Origin of the sequence: Parabacteroides sp. AF14-59, assembly GCF_003479515.1 — a bacterium.
In the GTDB taxonomy this organism is placed as follows: Bacteria; Bacteroidota; Bacteroidia; order Bacteroidales; family Tannerellaceae; genus Parabacteroides; species Parabacteroides faecis.
The window spans coordinates 63537-83354 of sequence record NZ_QUHH01000015.1; the positions used below are offsets into that span (position 1 = coordinate 63537).

The window sequence follows — 19818 nt, forward strand, 5'->3', positions numbered from 1 at the left end:
ATGATATAGTTGCCCCGCAGGTACCTGGAGAGATACTGAATATTGTAGGGCTACAAAGGATTTGCCACGATTGAAGTGACAGTTTTGTAGCCCTACGAAGTTTTTTACCTGAAACTGTAATACAAATTATTATAAGGCAGTGGCACGATGGGGCTTTGGAAACTCCATGCCCTGGTATTATCGAAGTCGAAAGGACTTTCGGTATTCGTGTAAGTCGACTTACGGGCCAGGTCGTCGGCGAAACAGTATCCGATCCGCGATCCGTGGGAACCTTTATTGTCTACCAGGAAGAAAAGCCCCTGGTTTGCTACAGCAGCACCGCTTTTGAAAGGATCCTGGTTCATAGTCCCGATAGAAATGATACGACGCGGTTTGACATCGTCCAAACCGTCGAGAGCCGTGTCTGCCACACCATAACCGGAGGCTGCACCGGCAGAGAAACAGTTGTGAAGTCGGAGATGGTCGCCCTGGAAGGCAATGATACCATAGCCGTTTTTCCCGGCGTTGATGTCTCCGAAGTTACAGCATTGAGATATTTCGATGCAGTTATCCATGCGGTCGGTCAGGATACCGACGGTCGTGACGGCTGTTGAACAGACGACGATGGCTGCCGTAGCCGCCCCGCCTGTAAAGATTGCGCCTGCCACCGCCAGGACGCAGTTAACGGCAGCAATCGCGATTTCACGATTCTGTTCCATTTTGGCAACCTGTTCGCTGATATCCGCCAGGCGGCTGTGCACGGCATCGCCGTAAAGGTCGTCACCTTCGCCTTCCAAACTCCGGGAGAAGGCTTTCGAGTTTTCGTAAACCAGTCCGGGGAGTACCTCCGAACCTGCCAAAGGTCCTCTGGTAGTAGGCAGGGCAGCGGCGACTTTGGCGTGCATGCCGGCTATCATTTCTTCGTTACGCACATCGAGTTTCCGGTTATACAGATCGTCCCACATACTGATGTCCTGCATCAGGGGTGGGGTGGCGATGGCGCTGATCAGATCCAGGGTATTAGAAGCGATCTTCACGACCTTTTTGCCGCCTTTGAAGAGGGCTTTCAGACTGGATACATTCTTAGGCGGAGTTCGTAGAGCCTTCATCAGCTTGAAAGTTCCCTTTCCGGTGGAAACAACGATGGAAGCAAAGTCGCGTTTGGTGAACGACTTGGTTTCGCCGGAATGGGCAATGATCCCTGCCACGTACACGGCACCTCTCACGGAGGCATAATTGGTACAGAAGTTGATCATGCCGGTCGTACCACCCAGTGTCAGGATACCTGCCGCCATCCCGTGGGAAGCGGTTACGGGACCGAGATTCGAACTATTGGTCACAATGTAATAGGCGGCACGGGCCAGTAATCCACCGGCAAATTTATTGGCATCAACCGCGCCGTTGTTGTAACTGTTGTTGATAACGACCGTAGGCGTATATCCAGCCAGGCCACCGGCAAAATCGCCTGTTGCCTCGACAGAGCCTTCGTTATAGCAATCGGTCATCATCGCTTGGGCTTCTCCGGCGATACCGCCGGAGTTGTCGGTTCCGAGAATGGCTCCGTAATTGTGGGCGGAGGTGATGATAAGGTCGTTGTAACTGCCGTCGCTTTTACTGATTACGGTGCTACCTACGATACCGCCTGTTCCTTCATAACCGCTTATGCGGCCTTCGTTCTGCACGACAGCAAGGGTGGAAGTGCCCAACCCTCCGGCAATGCCTCCGGTTCCGAGAGCCGACCGATGGGTGGCGCTGACGTTACCTTTATTCAGGCAGTTGGTGATGTTGGCGGTTTCGATACCGCCGATCAGTCCGCCTGTACAACGACTACCGGCTGCAACGACCGGCGACTGGTTCACGCAACTGTCCATAATGGCGGTGGCATTGATGGTTCCTCCACCTACCAGTCCACCAACAAACGAGCCGTCGGAACGGTTGCCTACCGGCAGATTTTCGTTCACACAGCGGTGCATGACCAATACAGCTTGCGCATCGACTCCACCGACTAGGCCACCGACGAAACTGATACCGTATATTTCGCTGGCGGAAGAAGATGTTTTCCGTACGCGGCAATTATCCAGATAGGTCGGAGTTTCCACTTCTCCCGAGGTTCCCAGCACGGCACCGACCAGGCTGCCTGTCGAGTTTGCACCGATCGAGACAGGGTCTACCATCGTGACATTGCGGAAAGTAGCGCCGCAGGCATAGCCGAACAACCCCGAAGCATGTACCTCGCTCCCGACCTTCTGTTCTTTCGAGTCGAGGGTACGAATGGCACAATAGGAAATAGTATGTCCTCCCCCGTCATAACAGCCTTTGAACGGAAAAGCCTGTTGGTGGGCGATGGGACGGAAACCTTTATTGTAGGAGCCGACCATATTGATATCGGCTGTTTGCAGGAAGTATTTGCCTTCGAACGAGTTATTGCCGTCTTCGATTAGCTTACGCATGACATCGAAGCCTGTCGACGAAGCGATGCGGTAAGGATCATCAGCCGTTCCGGTACCGAAATAACCTGCCAGCTTATCGAAAGTGGAAGGCGAAACGGCATTGGAGCGAATGGAAACATCGAGAGCACAGCCTACATTAGCTTCGCTGAAGATATCCTCACTCGTCTTATGAATAATGGAAGCCAGAATATAGCGGCCAACACGGAGCTGAGAATCGAGATAGAAGACTGACTTGCCATTCTCGACCGAATGAATGGCCTTAACAGCCAATGGAGTATCCCTGTTGTAGATAAGGCGAAAACTTATCTCACCCGTGGGGATTTTACTGCTGAGGTCGGCAACCAGTTCAATACGCCGCTCCTGCCCGTAGTCGTCCCCTCCGGGTACAGGTGTTTGATTTTCGTCATCCTTACAGCCTGTCAGCATCAAGAAAGATGTTGCCAGAAGGAACAGGAGAAAGCGGCTGAAACAAAATGTATGATTTTTCTGTATTCTCATAATATCTATGTATAAAATGTATTTATTGGGATAATGGATTAGGATAACCGGAAGCTATCTTATTATTCTTCAACGTAGGAGCGCCTTGCCCGTCAGTACCGAACGTCCAGATGTCGGTAGAATAGCCGGAATAAGTGCCTTTCTGACGCATCTGAGTGGCGTTTTTCGATACAGATCCGCTCTTTTTCATATCGCCGTTGGAGGCGGTGTCGAGGTAATAGCAGTTCTGGCAATCCACGTTTTTGTCGTCTTCGCCGCCGATAATACCCCAGCCTGTGGTGCCTACGTTATAGCAGTTCTTGATCAGGAGATCCTTCTTGCTTTTGTTTTCTTTCTGTCCGACGATACCGGCCAGAAGCGTCTTGCCCGATACCCAGGGCACTTCTCCCATATTGAAGCTGTTTTCCACAGTCGTTCCATCAAAGGCACGGCCGAGGATACCGCCCACTGCACTGTTTGCATCGACCTTACCGACATTGAAGCATTGATCGATATAGACGTTTTCTTCTTGTTGACCGAAGATGCCTCCTGCAGCGGAAACATTCCTGCCGGATATATCGGCATAGTTGGCACAACGAGAAATCCGGATCTCATATCCCAGTTCTTCACGTAATCCGCCGATACCACCGAAACCGTCTACATTGCTGGTTGCCGTAGAGGTTAGGTTGACAAAGTTCTTACAATCCTCAATCAGGACACTCTTGTTTTTATTGTTTTCCAACCGTCCGACAATACCGCCGACAGCTCCGCCGGCTGCAGTAATACTGCCGGTCAACTGGGTAATCCCGCTGAGTTTGATCTGCCCGACGTTATCCGTATTGGTTTCTGCACGCATAAAACCGATCGCTCCGCCTACGCAAGTACCGCTTGTACTTGAAGAAGTAATCACAATCTTACACGTATTAGTGCCGTTGATCACTCCGGTTACTCCAGTTGCATTTCGCAACCTCATATAACCACTTATACCACCGACATACGAACGAGCATATATATTTGCATGAACGGCAGGTTGTTTGTTTATGATGTATGACTTGGAACCGACTTCCATTTCAAGGCTTCCGATTACACCGCCTACATAATATTCACCTGTGATTTTCATAGAACCTCCTTCATGGCTGACACGGCTGTTCTCACCAAAGTTAAGCTGACTGTTGCTGTATCCGACCAGACCTCCGAGATAATAATTCGTACTTGTCACCGATCCGTCATTGATCATATGTATTTCGCATTGGCTATCCATTTTATCCACATCACCGATAATACCTCCCACCGCTCTCACGCCTACGATAGTAGCTTCATTAGTCCAGGTACCTTTACATGCAAGAGCCGTTCCCCAACCCACAATTCCGCCACAGTGGTAGCCTGTCGCATTAATGGATCCACGGTTGGTGAAAATAGCATCTGTATTCATATTTTCCAGACGACCGGCTACCCCACCACTATAGTCATGAGCTTTGATATGAGCGTAAGAGGTATAAGAGGCCGAAGCACGGGCTTCCAGAGATTTACTGTGTCCGACCAGTCCGCCGACATAGTCGTATCCGGTTAGGGTAGCGGTTGTCCCCGACTCACGCATGAATATATTCTCTCCTTCCAGAGTAAGGGAGCCGCCACCGGCAAAACCACCCACATAATTATGACCTATAATACTGATTGAGAACGGAGTTACCAACGGTTGAGTCAGAAAGACTTCCCAAGGAAAGGCATACGAATTGTAACTCATCGTTGCGCCGACCCGGCAACCGGCAAAGGTGCCCCCAGCCATTCCGGTGATCCCTCCTGTATAGTCATAACCTTCAATAGAACCACCTACGTAGCAATTGGTAAACGAACCTCCGGCTCCGGTAATGCCTCCTACATTCTTGCCCTTAGGAGCTGTAACCAGTCCGGTAAGGATACAGTTCTTAATCTCGGAAGAGGTGGTAAACCCAATCAATCCGCCTATATTGGATGCTGATTTATCGGATTTTACTTTTACAGCAAGACTGGAAACACAGTTTGTAACCGTGACATCGCCCGAACCTACCAGTCCACCAATATTGGAAACTCCATCTATAAAGCCGGTCAAACTTATATTTTCAAGCTGTGCTCCTTCTTCCGAATAGCAGGCAACCGCTCCTATATAGTCTTTTCCATTCAAAGCAACAGAGGTAAACTCGATATCATGCACATGGGCTCGCGATCCTAATTTATAGAAGAGCCCTGCATAATCTTCCGTAGAACTGCTGGATAGCAAGTCGATTGCATTCCCATTACCGTCTATCATGCCGTTAAAGGAGGTGGAACTTCCGTTGATATTATGTCTTCCGGCAGGTTGCCACCCCTTATCGGTGGTTATTTCAGGCATTTGGAAATTGATATTCGCTGTAAGTTCGAAACATTTGTCTGCTAAATCATTGCCGACACTCAACTCGCTACATATAATATCATAAAAGTCTTTTCCGCAGGCAATAGCAATAGGGTCTGCCGTACTCCCCACCCCTATACGATCGGCTTCCAGATTAAAACTCGAGCGGAAAACGATATTGTCCGGGTCTTCGACCGACAAGCGGGCACCTAGGTAAACGGTATCCTGTATGCCTGCCTCCGCAGTCACCTCTGTCGATTTCACTGCCAGATCCTTCTTCGGGAAAGTTATATAGTTCAAGTGGTACATTTGGTGGGGAAGTTCGCTCAGTATCGGGTCTTCCGCTTCGATGATCAAGGAGTCAGCCGTAGCGGAGAGGAAGGTGTTGACAGGATAAGTAATCCGGTCGTCTACTCCTTTTATATGAATACGGCAGTTAATTTTAGAGAACAGTATTTCGAGCCGTCCCAGGCGCGGAAGTTTCACAGTAAGCTGGCGTATTCCAAATTCCTGTCCGGGTATGCTATTCTCCGGGGGAATAATTATCTCTTCTTTGTCGTCGCTGCAAGCCAGGAAGATTGCCTGAAAAAGGAATAACACCAAAGCTGCAAAAATTGGTTTGAAAGTGTTCATAAGCATTCACATTATTAAGTTTAACTGATATATTCATAATCGCATCTTAACAGACAAGCAGTTTTACTCCGGCTGCTATACCCGGTCGTCGAGACTGACTTCTTCAAGTACTGAACGAAATAATTAAATTCTGATAAGTAAAGGTATGTAAAGAGATGTGACAATACTTAAAACAGCGATAGACAATTGAATAGACAATTACTTAAAACAAAGGGGAAAAGCGGATAAACAAAGGATGCAAAAAGAGCCTGCCGGAGGAAGAATAGCTTATTAAAATAAAAAAGGGACACCGTCGTGTCCCCTTTTTTTCATGTTTGGCGTGATATATATAGTCTTGAGAATTAAATGCGTATTATTTATCTGATGTTTTAAGGCTTACCGGCTTGAACAGGAACATGAACAAAAGCAACAGTACCAGTGTACAAGCCGATGAAATAGCGAACAATACCGGCCAGTCACATTTATCGCCATCACGGAACATACCGATCAACCATCCATTCCATAATGTTCCGATCAGAAAACCGATTCCCCATACCAGGAAGAAAAGCAAACCTTGTGCCTGTGCCTTCATATCCTTTGGCGCTACATTATCCGTATAGACCTGTCCGCCTACATAGAATAGACCGAATATCAGACCGTGAACGATAATACCGATATAATAGAACCACTGCTGCCCTGTTTCCGCCCCGAAGAAAAAAGCTCCGTAACGGACCAGCATGGCTGCCATACCGAAGATCAGCGTATTCTTGATACCCGATTTGATCAGGATCGTCGTGGTAACGATCAGAAAGAGCATTTCGGCCAACTGTCCGAAGTTCATCGTCACCGTGATATTCCGCACCTGTTCGTCCGCCAGAATCATGGAACCATATACATGATAAAGTGTAAAGGGAATGATCGACAGAAAGGTCAGGATCATAAACACCCGGTAGTTCTTATCTTTCATCAATGAGAAAGCGGAGAATCCCGTAATATCCATTACCGATATCTTTGAACTCTTTGCCACCGACGGAGGAGTATGCGGAAGCGTCAGGTTGGCAAAAGCGGCAATAAAACAAACACCAGCACCACAGTACATCGGTAAGTTCGTGTCATCGAACGCTTCCATTCCTAATAAATGAATAGCTACCAGGCTGAATATTCCTGAAGCAACCCACCCTACCGAACCGAACATACGGATACGCGGGAACTGTTCAGAAGGAGCGTGGCTCATCGCGATCGTACTTGTCAGACTCTGTGTCGGCATGTGACAAAGCATCGCCATTACGACAAAGAACATAAGAGGAGGAAAATCTTGCTGCTGAGCAGCCAGCAGCAAGAAAACTCCCGTTAATATATTCAAAACTGCCAATATCTTTTCTGCGGCAAAATACCGGTCGGCAATCGCTCCGATAAACGAAGAGGCCATTGCTCCGATAGCCATTGCACTTAATACTAAGGAAACCTGATACACCTCCAACTTAAGTGTGTGTGAGAGATAAGCTGCCAGCGGCACCCACCAGACTGCGCTTAACATATACTGTAAAAACATCATCAGACAGAGCTGAATCTTCGTTCCTATTCCTGTATTAGAATGTTGTGTATTCATGATAGTAATCAAAAAGGTTTCTTATAGCATTTTCAAATCGTTGATCAAAAGTACTCCCTTATGCAAAATATATCTGTTCGTTCCGGTTGCATTAATTCCCGTATTTATCTCATTCTGTGGCATTCTCACCGGGTCTGATACAATTTTAAAAATCCATGACACGATAAATGAAAACTGGTAATACAATTTTATATATCTTGCAGTGTCAAACAACAAACTTATTTATGAGACATCCGAAGTTGATCTTATCTATACTTTTCCTATTCTGTTCTCTCTGCCTTTTTGCCGAAGAAAGTAACTATCTATTCCGTCATTACCAGGTGGAAAACGGATTAAGCGACAACATGGTGACTTGTTGCGTGCAGGATAAAAGCGGCTATATATGGATCGGTACGCGCGACGGACTGAACCGGTTCGACGGATATACATTTAAAGTATTCCGCAACGACCCTGACGATGCGGAATCGCTCGGCAATAACTGGATCACGCATCTCGGTTGCGACTATGACGGCAACTTATGGGTAGGTACACTTTCCGGATTATATCAATATAATGAAACAAAAGAATCATTCCTGCATGTTCCTTTCACTAAAAACAAAGGGATTGAACTCTTTCAGTTCGACAAAAACAACCAGTTATGGTTGCTGATGGACGGAACATTGATACAGTATAATGTTTCTGACGGGCAATTCCGGATTTTCGCCGGTAATAACGGACAAATTTATACCTCTTTCTGTATCATGGCAGATAATTCCATCTGGCTGGGTGATTCGGAAGGTTTTATTTCACAACTGAACCCGGAGGACGGAAATCTCGAATCGCATGACCTGTTCACCCATTCGCCGGAAACCACTTCCCGGAAATTATCCATGCTATACGCCTCGCCTTCTTCTCCGACCATCTATGTCGCGTTTGAACACGACGATGTAAAAATATTCAATGTACTTTCAAAAACCTACGAAGATCTGAATATCCAGGAGAAAAACCAGTTAACGATCCTGATCAACTGCTTCCTCGAAAAAGACAAGAAAGAACTTTGGATCGGGACCGATTCAGGACTGTTCATCTATGACCTGGAGGCCGGGACCTGCAAACGCATCCGGCAAGACCCGCTGGACCCGTATGCACTATCCAGTCATTTCGTCTCCGCCCTGTTTGAAGACCGCGAAGAAGGTGTCTGGATCTGTTTCCACCAGAACGGAGTGAACTACTACTCCCCTTTCCGTCCCTTCAATGTATATTATCCCTGGAACGAAACTCATTCGTTGAAAGGGGAAGTGATACGCGATATCTGTACGGATATTTACGGAAATATATGGGTAGGTACGGAAGATGCCGGGATCAATTGCCTGGAAAAGAAAACGGGCACATTCACCAATTACCAGCCAATACCCGGTGTAAAAAGTCTTTCCCATACCAATATCCGCGGATTGGCGGCTTCGGGAGATAATCTGTGGATCGGACATGTGATACACGGCATCGACCTGATGGATATACGAACACGAAAAGTCATCAAGCACTATGACTTGTTGAAAGATGCACAAACAGTAAAGAATAGTACAGTGCGGTGTATCAAGGTTTTACGGGAAGGAGAAGTTTTGGTAGGGACAGAAGACGGCATCTTCCGCTACGACTATCTGAACGACCGCTTTGTTTATGCCCCCCAGTTTCCTCCATTCGCTGTCAACTGCCTGTATGAAGACCGTTCCGGAAAAATATGGCTCGGTATGTTCAACCGCAGCTATTATTTCAATACAACAAGTAACACAGGCATGTATCTCCAATATGACAAGCTTAATACCCAACGCCATAATTCAGTCAACGATGCCTGCGAAGATAAAGCCGGGAACATGTGGTTCGCAACGGTGGAAGGTATTATCAAATATGATTTTCAGACCGGAGAATCGCTTCATTACACGGTTAAGAACGGCATGCCCAGCAACGTGGCTTTCCGTATTTTACCGGATGACAATAACTGTCTATGGATCAGCACGGCAAACGGTTTGGTTTGCCTCAACACACAGACAGAAGAGATCATGACCTATACCGAGGCACACGGCTTAGTCACCCGCCAGTTCAACTACAATTCGGCTTTTAAGGATGAAGACGGTACACTCTATTTCGGTTCCATAAAAGGTTTTATCCATTTCAAGCCGACCGATATACGTCCGGCTGCCGAAAAGATGGACGTCCGTATCAGTTCGCTGGAAATACAGAACGGGATGGGCGGACGAAAAATCATTAACAGTTCTTCGGTTTCCGAAGTCCGGGATATCACACTAAATCACGACCAATCATCTTTCAACATCAACTTTTCCGCCCTCAACTTCATCGCCCCCGGTTCCATCCAATATGCTTACCGGATGGTGAATCTCGACAGAGACTGGATCGCACTGGGTGAACGTAACATCGTCTACTTCACCGACCTGCATCCCGGTGAATATACTTTTGAAGTAAGAGCTGCCAACCTATCCAATAGCTGGGGACACGAAATCACCCGCCTGCATATCAATGTACTCCCTCCCTGGTGGGTTTCCAATACGGCTTATGTTATTTATGCCATTCTGATCATGATGATCATCGTGTATCTGATCTTTTACTGGAGAAGAAAAGAAAGAAGGAAGATGGCGTACAAAATGCAAATATTCGAAAACAACAAGGAGAAAGAGCTTTATCAGGCAAAGATCGACTTCTTCATTAATATCGCACATGAAATACGCACCCCGCTAACCCTGATCAAAAACCCATTGGAGCGTTTATTGAAATCGGACAAGATCGGAGAAAAAGAGAATAACTCACTGCTGCTGATGGATAAGAATGTCTCCCGCCTGTTATCCCTGGTAAACCAGTTATTAGATTTCAGGAAAACAGAAATAGAAGGATACCGTCTTAATTTTGTCCGCACGGAAGTCGTTTCTCTCTTATCCGAAACGGCCAAACGTTTTCAGGATATGGCGACCGAAAACAACCTGTTGCTGAACCTGGATCTATCCGTACAGGAATTATATGTTTTTGTCGACCGAGAGGCACTCACCAAGATCATGAGTAACCTGTTTTCGAATGCCGTCAAATATGCAGCTAAAAGTATCGTGGTACGCCTGCACCTGTCTACCGACTACGAAACATTCATGATCGATTTTATCAATGACGGAGTACCGGTACCAACGGAAATGAGGGATAAAATATTCGAGCCTTTCTACCGTATCAAAGGGAATGAGGATAAACCGGGAACCGGACTCGGGCTTCCGCTGGCACGTTCATTGGCGGAAATGCATCATGGAACGCTGGCACTGATCGACTTTTCAAACAACCAGACAATGTTCCGTATAACCTTACCTGTCAAGCAAACCGGAGCAGTGAAAACAACGGAAGAAGAACCTCAGCAACAAACCTCCGTACCCAAAATATCCTATATCAGGGAAGAAGGCCGTCCAACTGTCCTGATCGTCGAAGATAACAAAGAAATGAGTGCCTTTATTGCTGACGAAGTAAATGAAAACTATAATGTCCTGCTGGCAGCCAACGGCTCGGAAGCACTGGATTTACTCAAAGAGCAAAGCGTACAACTGATTATAAGCGACGTTATGATGCCCGTCATGGATGGCTTCACCTTATTACAACATGTAAAGAGCGACATCGAATTCAGCCATATCCCTGTCATCCTGCTAACGGCAAAGAATACCATGCAATCACGCCTGGAAGGACTGGAACTCGGAGCCGATGCCTATATAGACAAACCATTCTCTACCAGCTTGCTGATGGTTCAAATATCGAACCTGATATCGAACCGGGATAATATCCGGAAGTTCTACTTCAACTCTCCGATCGCCAATATGAAATCGATGGCCTACACAAAGGCCGATGAGAATTTCCTTGAAAAACTGAACGAGATCATCAACGAAAATATCGGAAATTCCGATCTGGACGTGAACATGATCGCCGACCTGATGCACCTGAGCCGTCCGACACTATACCGTAAGATACGTGCCATCTCTGACCTCACCCCGAACGACCTGATCAAGATCAGCCGTCTGAAGAAAGCCGCAGAACTTCTGCTGCAAGGAAATATGAAGATTTATGAGATTTCGGAAGCGGTAGGTTTCAGTTCTCAATCTTATTTCTGGTCAGCCTTTATCAAACAATTCGGCATGAGTCCGTCTAAATATGCCAAAGAGAACAGATAAATAGCCTGCACAAAAAAGGGTAGTCTCTCATACTGTTGAGACTACCCTTTTCGTTTAAGAAACTAATATCTTACTCCTGATTTGCCAGGTGGTTCTTCAAAGGATTGGTATACATTTCCAACATCTTGGTACGCAGGAAAGCCTCGTCTTTGTTAGGTAAGACAATCTTATCCAACTGCCCCTGCAAATATTCTTCAAAATGTTTCTTATCTCTCGGACCGTAATTGCCGCTGAAACGTTTCGTTCCTGTCAACATATCATAAGCAACATAATTACACGGATAGAAACGGTAATGTTTATAGATTTCCTTATCGATAATAGAAGCGATGGCAGCCACCAACTCGTTCTTTTCCATATCCTTGTCCAATGCAGCTAACTGGTCGTTGATCGGCTGGGTCAGCGTGAAATGAACACGCCCCTTGTTATTCAGGATACCTGTTTCCATACTTAGCAGGTCATCGCGCTGACTCTTCACAAATTCAGGATCATCGCGTTTCATCTGGAACTCTTTCGCTTTCAGGAAATCGCACGGATCATATTCGTATGAGATAGCAACCGGGAAGATATTCAGTTCCATCAAATTGGATACGATATCCTTATCACCGCTCATATTCAACATCTTCAGCACACTACCCTGTGTACGGTCATTCGAATCTTTAGCACGTCCTTCACGCTGTGCGATCCAGATAGATTCTTTTGTTTCATTGATCGTATGACGAATATAAGCAGACAATGTACGGCTCACATCCAACATCTGACGCACAGAAACCCCACGTTTTACGATGAAACTGTTGTTCAGACGAACCAATGTCTCGATCCACGGACGGATCATCAGGTTATCACCTATCGCAACCTGTGTCATACCGTAACCCACATCATACAACATGACATTCAGGAAGGAAGCATCCAATACAATGTCGCGGTGGTTGGAAATAAATGTACAAGGTTGTTTGTCTTTCGGAAGGCGGCTACGTCCGGAGATCGTCAGCGAGAAAGTCGTCTTGTTTGCCACCATCATCACTGCCTCGTAAGCCAGTTTCGATTTAAAATCTTCTTTTGTCTTAAACGAGCGCATCGTTTCAGAAAATTCATTCCAGTTCAAATCCGGCTTGATATACCGAAAAGCCCGCTCGAAATCCTCGTTGGCAACCAGTGCTTCTATCGCATCCTTTACCTCATCGTTGTTCAGCGGACGAATGTCGTCAAAATTATAGGAAACTTCTGTATCCATATCTTCTAATTTTATTTACCTGCCTTTTGTAGTTCGTTCTCAATAATGTCAGTCATGACATCTTTGATATCCAATCCGGCAGCCCGAACCTGCTGCGGGATAAAGCTGGTAGCTGTCATACCTGGTGTTGTATTTACCTCGAGCATTTTCGGTTCACCGTCTGCTTCAATAATAAAATCAACCCGGATAAGTCCTTTGGCGCCCAGTATATCATATATTTTCGATGCTTCGCGTTGTACCTTCTCCGTCAGTTCGGGAGAGATACGGGCCGGAGTAATCTCATCAGACTCTCCGTTGTACTTCGCATCGAAATCAAAAAACTCATTCTTCGTAACTACTTCGGTAAGCGGAAAGATCACCTCTTTCCGGGCGATACCCGAACCGCCACCTACCTTATAACAACCGCAAGTCACTTCTGTTCCGGAAATAAAGCTTTCCAGCAGGACCTCGTCACCTTCGGCAAAAGCCTTGGCAATAGCCGGTTGCAACTGCGAAGCTTCTTTCACTTTGGTCACACCGAAACTGCTTCCCCCGTCGTTGGGCTTCACAAAAATCGGCAATCCCAAACGGCTGACAGCTTCTTCTTCCGTCACCGTCTGCCCTTTAAACAAACGGATAGAATCAGATATGCTGATACCGAAACTGCGCAAATAATTATTACAAACAAATTTATTAAAAGTAAGAGCGCTCACCAACTGACCACATGAAGAATAAGGCATACCTATCATATCGAAATAGCCTTGTAATCGTCCGTCTTCACCCGGAGTACCGTGAATAGTGATATAAGCAAAGTCAAAATGCTTTACCTCACCTGCTTCACAGAAACTAAAATCATTTTTGTCTATTGGTGTATATTCCCCTCCAGGAAGTTTTACCGCCCATTCGCCTTTCTTTACGATGGCAATATATAAATTATATTTGTCTTTATCAATAAAAGAGTAGATTCCTTCTGCACTTTTTAATGAAACAACAATTTCAGAGGAGTCACCTCCGGCTACAATAGCAATGTTCTTTTTCATTTTTATATCTCTTTAGTAGTTGCATACACCCGCCATTTATCTATCAACTGTGTCATGTCGGCTGGTATTTCGGAATCAAAAAACATTTCCTCGCCGGTCGTTGGATGGACAAAACCCAGCGTTTTGGCATGTAATGCCTGCCGGGGACAAATGGCAAAACAGTTCTGTACAAACTGTTTATATCTTGTAAAAGTCGTTCCTTTCAGAACATCGTTTCCACCATACCGTTCATCGTTAAAAAGCGTATGGCCTATATATTTCATGTGTACACGGATCTGATGCGTACGTCCGGTCTCCAGACGGCATTTCACCAAAGTGACATAGCCCAGACGCTCCAGTACGGAGTAATGGGTAACAGCCGTTTTGCCCTGGTCACCCTCCGGGAAAACCGTCATCTGCATCCGGTCACGCGGATCGCGTCCGATATTACCTTCGATACGCCCTTCATCCTCCTTCACGATTCCCCAAACCAAAGCACGATACTCGCGTTTGGTCGTTTTATTGAAAAACTGAAGGCTCAGATGGGCTTTCGCTTCCGGCTTTTTAGCTACGACCAGCAGCCCGGAAGTATCTTTGTCGATACGGTGGACCAAGCCCAATGCCGGATCATTCGGATCGTAGGTAGGATCATCTTTCAGATACCATGCCAGTGCATTCACCAGTGTTCCGGTATAATTACCGTGACCCGGATGCACGACCAGACCTGCCGGTTTATCCACAACCAGCAAATCATCGTCTTCATAAATGATCTTTATAGGAATATTTTCAGGAATAATAGCCAAGTCACGACGGGGGCGGGACATCATGATCGTCACCACATCCTCCGGCTTCACCCGGTAATTACTTTTTACAGGTTTTCCGTTCGCCATGATACAACCGGCATCGGCAGCCAACTGTATCCGGTTACGGGTCGCACCCATCATCCGGTCTACCAGGAATTTATCTACCCGCAACAAGGACTGTCCGCGATCGGCAACGAAGCGGAAATGTTCATACAGCCGGGGAGTACCATCCTCGTTCTGTTCTAACAGGTCATCAACCTGTTCATCATCCATTTCGTCGAAAAATTCATCCATAGTTAAAACCAGTTTTCTTCTTCACTATCCAATGATTCAACGGGCATATTAGACAAAGAGTCGGTAGGAAGCTCTGCATCCCCACTGCTCACTTTCAGCACCAAAGGCGCCGTGAGCGGGACATGCTCCCCTTTCGCCAGAGTCCGTCCGCGTAAATCGACAGAGACAGCCAGATCTTTGAAATCACCCGGGACATACTCAATCTCTACTTTTTCAAATCCACGGGCTTTTAATAGCGCATACGCCTGGCGGAACGACAAGTCTTCCACTTCCGGAATCGTCGCCATCTGCGAGGTCAATGCATTCACCGTTATAAATACGATACGTCCCTCTTTCACCTTCGAACCTGCCGACGGCACCAGTTCGACAATTGCCCCCGGATCTACATCCTTGGAGAACACTGAGTCGATCACATTATAACGTAAGTTATTATTTTTGAAGAATTCAGCCGCTTCTTCTATCTTCAGCCCTTTTACATCCGGTACGACAACCGCTTCATTATGCCGCGTATACTTATCGAGCCATACCAACGTACCATAGATCAGTGCACAGGCAACGACCACTGCCAGCAAGAGATTCAGGACGTACGGATTCTTTATCAGTTTAACAAAAAAGTTATTCATTTCTGTTTGTTTTTGTAGGCGGGATCAAAAATAGAAAACAAAGCCGTTAAAACAAAGAAAGTAAAGGCTTTTTAGCAAAAACCTCTACTTTCTTATACTAATTTCTTCTAACGGAGATTATCCGTTATATTCGTCAGATACAGTTAATTTAGCTCTTCCTTTAGCACGACGAGATGCTAATACTCTGCGGCCATTAGCAGTAGCCATTCTAGAACGGAAGCCATGCTTGTTCTTTCTTTTTCTGTTGGAAGGTTGGAATGTTCTTTTCATCTTTCTATATATTTATTTATTATTATCTTACATATCAATTCGGGCTGCAAAGATAGAGGCTTTTTTTTAATAAACAAAGAGTTGAAAGTTTTTTCTTTTAATTCCAGCCCGGATTCTGTGTCAAATATTCACCTACTGTTTATCTAACATTAAAATGGCATATATGTTTTATTCTCAAAATTAGCATGCTGCCCTTCAAATTTCTTCGCTTCCTCACCTTCCGGATTCAGTTCGATGGACTTTTTCAGGTCTTCAAAAGCACCTTCTTTATCACCTTTCAGGTTCTTCGCCCGTCCCCGTTCGGCATATGCCTTAGCAAAGTCGGGACGGATCTCGATCGCCTCGTCAAAGAAAGCAATGGCTTCGTCCAGCAATTCTTTTGTGATCAGGAGCGTTCCTTTCAGGATACAGGCATCTTCATTGAACGGATTCAAGTCCAAAGCCTGTTGATAATCGTCAGCGGCAGCGTCCAGATTCCCTAACGATTCATGTATTTTTCCTCTTACCAAATAAGTTGTTTCCTCTTCGGGAGTCAAAGAGATGGCCTTTTCGATATCGGGCAAAGCCTCTTTTCCCTGCTTCAAAGCGAGTAAAACTTCCGCACGAAGTAAATATGCATCTGTAAAATCATCTTTCAAAGCGATCGCTTTCGTCAGGTCGGCGATAGCTCCGAGCTGGTCGCCGGTCGTTCTCTTGGCTTTAGCCATCAGGAACCAGGCAAGATGATTGGATTCTTCCAGTTCGATCACCCGCAGGCAGTCTGCGATCACTTCTGCATCTTTATCCTGCATAAAGAGCACACTCACTCTTGTCAGTAAGGTCTGCACATGATCCGGTTCGATTTCTATCATCCGGTTCAATGTTTCCAATGCCTTTTCCGTCTGGTTAGCCATCGAGTAAGCCGACACCAGGTAATTCATTGTTTCAAAATCCTCCTGAATATTCAGGGCTTCCGTAAAACATTTGATGGCATAAGCGACTTGTCCGATCTTTTGGGCACGGATACCGTCATATTTTAATATGTCAAAATTTTTCTGATCGTTTTTTGCTTTCCCTTCTGCACTATCCTCATTTTTTGAAGAAGAGAATAAAGATGTAAAGAAATTTCCCATGGCTATATATTTATGTTCGAGAGGGCAAATATACAATTATTTTAGCATCTAACACCAACTAAGAACAAACCCGTTTCCTTTCATAAACTTGCCTTTATTTTTTTAATGATAACTGAAAATCCATCCATCAACGATTGGAAACGCGACTGGCCCGCAATATTATGATTTTCATCTTTGTCATCCTGATGATCAAACAGCATACGTGAGGTCTTCTCCTTTTTCACCCATTCAGTATAGCTATAGCGGTTATTCACCAGGTTATCACCGCCTTGCCATTGAATAAAAACCTCATCCTGTATCTTAACCTTCCGGTCCTTCAGAACAGGCACGAAGCTCTTTCCCTGCAACTGTCCCTCCGGTTGAGGAAGTCCGCAAAGATCGCAAAGCGTAGGATACAAATCGACAAAACTGACCATAGATTCGGTCTTTCCTGTCTCCATTCCGGGAACTTTGACTATCAGTGGGACATGAGTAGCCCGATCAAACAGGGTATGTTTTCCCCAGAATGTATGTTCACCCAGAGCCCAGCCATGATCGCCTAACAGAACAACGATTGTATTTTTATCCAGTTCCAGTTTTTTCAACTCTTCCAATATCATTCCTATCTGGGCATCTATATAACTGACACAAGCGTAATATCCATGTTTTGCCTCCCTTTGAAAAACCTCCTCCTGCAGGTCATTCACACGGGCATAAGAAAACAGTTCTCCCGACTGCGTCACCTCTTTCGGAAGATTGTCAGGCCGATAAGGATTATCCGCTAAGGGGATCCGGTCGCGCTCATACATATCCCAATATTTCTTCGGAGCATTGAAAGGCAGGTGAGGACGCCAGAATCCACAGGCCAGGAAAAACGGTTTGTTCATCTTTTTCAGACGCCGCAAATCTTCCATTGTCCTGACAGCTCCTTTTCCATCGTCATAAGCCGTATCAGGCACATCCGCTGATTCACAGAACGGACCGCGCATTGTTTTCGGGTTGATAAAATTACCTGATTCTTTATTCATCCACAATTCCCACTTATTATACTCCGCCCAGTCCGAGCCATATCCATCGGGATTAACCCTCCAGGGATATTCACTCCAACTATCGTCATGATCTTCTATATTATGAAATATTTTGCCGTTGGAGACCGTATAATAACCATGATCGGTAAACCATTTGGAAATAGGGACCGCCGAAGGGCAGTCACGTGAAGCCCACGCATCAAACCCGATGAATCTATCCGGATAATAAGGCAATACTCCTGTCAACAGACTGGCACGCGAAGCACCACTCACCGGAACATTACAATAGGCATTCTGAAACAATAAAGACGATTCCGCCAAACGATCGATATGGGGAGTTTTAATTGCTTTTACGCCATAACATCCTAATTCCGGACGAAGATCATCCGCCATAATAAACAGGACATTCGGACGCTCTTTGGATTGAGCGTATAAAGAACCTACAGTACAACACAGGGCTGCGGGTACGATCATTTGTTTGATGCAGAAATTCATAATATATATAGAGCTAAGTTCATCTTACAAAAATACCGGATTATTTAAGTTCTGCAATGAAAATATAGTAATTAAACAATATTCTGATCCTCAGATTATAATCTATTGTAACTTTGCTGTAGTCAACAGATCGGCACACCTGTCTTTTACCCATGTAAATATCATTTTACTAATATAAAACCAAATTCACAAGCATATTGACTGAAAAGCAGGGATATGAATAACACATACATTCAGCATCATTCACTTTACAGAAAAATGATTTTTATATTTATTAACATACCTTCCAGCTAAAAATGCCTTTTCACTCCCCTATAGACGGGATAAAATTCGTTTTAAACGAGATTAAATTTTATTGAAAACGAATTCTATTTTTATTACAGAAAAATTTTGCTGCGACTAAAATTAATTTGTGTTAATTTAAAGAGAAATATATTGCTTCAAGAATGACAAAAAAGCCTATCCGCATGTTTTAAAACACTTCCACACATCTGGAACTATCCTGAAACCAGACAGACATTAAATATCATAAACTACATAAAACACATCCAACAACAACAAAAGAAAAGCCATTACATTCACAAACACGACTAAATAACATCAATTCGATCGAAATAACAGCATTTCAAACACGACTATCTTCTCTACAACTGCATAAAAAACAAACAGTCTATTCCTCCCCCGAATAATCTTCCTACAAGACACATAATATAGCATTTTGTCAGTTTGATACCTTTGTAAAAACATCAGACATCTGTCATGCCCCGGTATCGAACACGAATACAAGATAAGCGAAATGACAAAACCTGCTTTTTATCACAAAAAAACACAATAACCTAACAATACAAAACTTATCTAACGCAAAACATTTCATTCTTTTACTATTTTTTATATTACAAAAAAAGACATACTAACGATATTTTATTATATTTGCATGCAATTTATAACTTGGCGGAGATTGTTTTAGTTACTTCTCTCAGAGATATTAGATACTTTTATTGCACACAAATATAAATATGGAAAACATAGAAACTGGACTATTATTAATGGTCGTAGGAATGACCACAGTATTTGCTATTCTTTTGATCGTTATTTATTTAGGTAAAGGATTAATCACACTGGTTAACAAATACGCACCTGAAGAAGTCATCGTAAAAAAGCAAACGGTAACACAAGCCGCCGCAGCACAGGCAGGAAATGTATCAGGCAAGACCACAGCAGCAATCGTAGCAGCAGTCAGCATGGTTACAGGCGGACAGGGCAAGGTTACAAAGATCGAGAAAATATAATACTAGCTATACACAAA

General features: G+C 44.9%; 12 protein-coding genes. 2 read left to right on the forward strand and 10 right to left on the reverse strand.

Annotation, left to right across the window (positions count from 1 at the left end):
• Nucleotides 1-104: 104 nt before the first annotated feature.
• The 3 genes from DWW23_RS16270 to DWW23_RS16280 all read right to left on the reverse strand — a co-directional run bounded on the left by DWW23_RS16270 (nt 105) and on the right by DWW23_RS16280 (nt 7495).
• Nucleotides 105-2927: a hypothetical protein gene (locus DWW23_RS16270; protein ID WP_122354334.1), complete on the reverse strand. Its 2823-nt coding sequence runs from the start codon at nt 2925-2927 to the stop codon at nt 105-107.
• Between the two features lie 22 nt (nt 2928-2949).
• Nucleotides 2950-5907 carry a hypothetical protein gene (locus DWW23_RS16275; protein ID WP_147382622.1) on the reverse strand — a complete coding sequence of 986 codons (2958 nt, stop codon included), beginning with the start codon at nt 5905-5907 and terminating at the stop codon, nt 2950-2952.
• 352 nt (nt 5908-6259) lie between these two features.
• A complete protein-coding gene (locus DWW23_RS16280) occupies nt 6260-7495 on the reverse strand; it encodes an MFS transporter (RefSeq protein WP_122354336.1) in 1236 nt (411 codons plus the stop codon).
• A gap of 224 nt (nt 7496-7719) precedes the next feature.
• On the opposite strand from DWW23_RS16280, the gene DWW23_RS16285 reads away from it, so the two are divergent.
• Nucleotides 7720-11679 (forward strand): two-component regulator propeller domain-containing protein, encoded by a 3960-nt coding sequence (locus DWW23_RS16285; protein WP_122354337.1) that lies wholly within the window; start codon nt 7720-7722, stop codon nt 11677-11679.
• A 70-nt stretch (nt 11680-11749) separates the two neighbouring features.
• Here the strand turns inward: DWW23_RS16285 and DWW23_RS16290 are convergent, their stop codons facing one another.
• The 7 genes from DWW23_RS16290 to DWW23_RS16320 form a co-directional block, all read right to left on the reverse strand.
• The gene (locus DWW23_RS16290) at nt 11750-12910 is read right to left on the reverse strand and encodes a 1-acyl-sn-glycerol-3-phosphate acyltransferase (protein ID WP_122354338.1); all 1161 of its coding nucleotides are present in this window, start codon (nt 12908-12910) and stop codon (nt 11750-11752) included.
• A gap of 11 nt (nt 12911-12921) precedes the next feature.
• Nucleotides 12922-13929, reverse strand: a complete 1008-nt coding sequence (locus DWW23_RS16295; RefSeq protein ID WP_122354339.1) for a D-alanine--D-alanine ligase — start codon at nt 13927-13929, stop codon at nt 12922-12924.
• Between the two features lie 2 nt (nt 13930-13931).
• Nucleotides 13932-15005 carry an RluA family pseudouridine synthase gene (locus tag DWW23_RS16300; protein ID WP_122354340.1) on the reverse strand — a complete coding sequence of 358 codons (1074 nt, stop codon included), beginning with the start codon at nt 15003-15005 and terminating at the stop codon, nt 13932-13934.
• A 2-nt stretch (nt 15006-15007) separates the two neighbouring features.
• The gene (locus DWW23_RS16305; protein WP_122354341.1) at nt 15008-15628 is read right to left on the reverse strand and encodes a PASTA domain-containing protein; all 621 of its coding nucleotides are present in this window, start codon (nt 15626-15628) and stop codon (nt 15008-15010) included.
• A 117-nt stretch (nt 15629-15745) separates the two neighbouring features.
• A complete protein-coding gene (rpmH, locus tag DWW23_RS16310; protein WP_005633099.1) occupies nt 15746-15898 on the reverse strand; it encodes a 50S ribosomal protein L34 in 153 nt (50 codons plus the stop codon).
• Between the two features lie 149 nt (nt 15899-16047).
• Entirely contained in the window at nt 16048-17010 is a 963-nt protein-coding gene (locus tag DWW23_RS16315) for a tetratricopeptide repeat protein (protein WP_122354342.1), read from the reverse strand.
• Between the two features lie 80 nt (nt 17011-17090).
• Nucleotides 17091-18512 (reverse strand): sulfatase, encoded by a 1422-nt coding sequence (locus DWW23_RS16320; RefSeq protein WP_370449284.1) that lies wholly within the window; start codon nt 18510-18512, stop codon nt 17091-17093.
• Between the two features lie 1016 nt (nt 18513-19528).
• Here DWW23_RS16320 and DWW23_RS16325 point away from each other — a divergent pair.
• On the forward strand, nt 19529-19801 hold the full coding sequence (locus DWW23_RS16325) for an OadG family protein (protein ID WP_122354344.1): 273 nt from the start codon (nt 19529-19531) through the stop codon (nt 19799-19801).
• The last annotated feature ends 17 nt before the right edge of the window (nt 19802-19818 follow it).

Coding starts and splice junctions, on each gene's coding strand:
- DWW23_RS16290 (WP_122354338.1), bottom strand. CDS start 12,910: ATGGATACAGAAGTTTCCTATAATTTTGACGACATTCGTCCGCTGAAC.
- DWW23_RS16295 (WP_122354339.1), bottom strand. CDS start 13,929: ATGAAAAAGAACATTGCTATTGTAGCCGGAGGTGACTCCTCTGAAATT.
- DWW23_RS16315 (WP_122354342.1), bottom strand. CDS start 17,010: ATGGGAAATTTCTTTACATCTTTATTCTCTTCTTCAAAAAATGAGGAT.
- DWW23_RS16270 (WP_122354334.1), bottom strand. CDS start 2,927: ATGAGAATACAGAAAAATCATACATTTTGTTTCAGCCGCTTTCTCCTG.
- rpmH (WP_005633099.1), bottom strand. CDS start 15,898: ATGAAAAGAACATTCCAACCTTCCAACAGAAAAAGAAAGAACAAGCAT.
- DWW23_RS16300 (WP_122354340.1), bottom strand. CDS start 15,005: ATGGATGAATTTTTCGACGAAATGGATGATGAACAGGTTGATGACCTG.
- DWW23_RS16275 (WP_147382622.1), bottom strand. CDS start 5,907: ATGAACACTTTCAAACCAATTTTTGCAGCTTTGGTGTTATTCCTTTTT.
- DWW23_RS16320 (WP_370449284.1), bottom strand. CDS start 18,512: ATGAATTTCTGCATCAAACAAATGATCGTACCCGCAGCCCTGTGTTGT.
- DWW23_RS16285 (WP_122354337.1), top strand. CDS start 7,720: ATGAGACATCCGAAGTTGATCTTATCTATACTTTTCCTATTCTGTTCT.
- DWW23_RS16280 (WP_122354336.1), bottom strand. CDS start 7,495: ATGAATACACAACATTCTAATACAGGAATAGGAACGAAGATTCAGCTC.
- DWW23_RS16305 (WP_122354341.1), bottom strand. CDS start 15,628: ATGAATAACTTTTTTGTTAAACTGATAAAGAATCCGTACGTCCTGAAT.
- DWW23_RS16325 (WP_122354344.1), top strand. CDS start 19,529: ATGGAAAACATAGAAACTGGACTATTATTAATGGTCGTAGGAATGACC.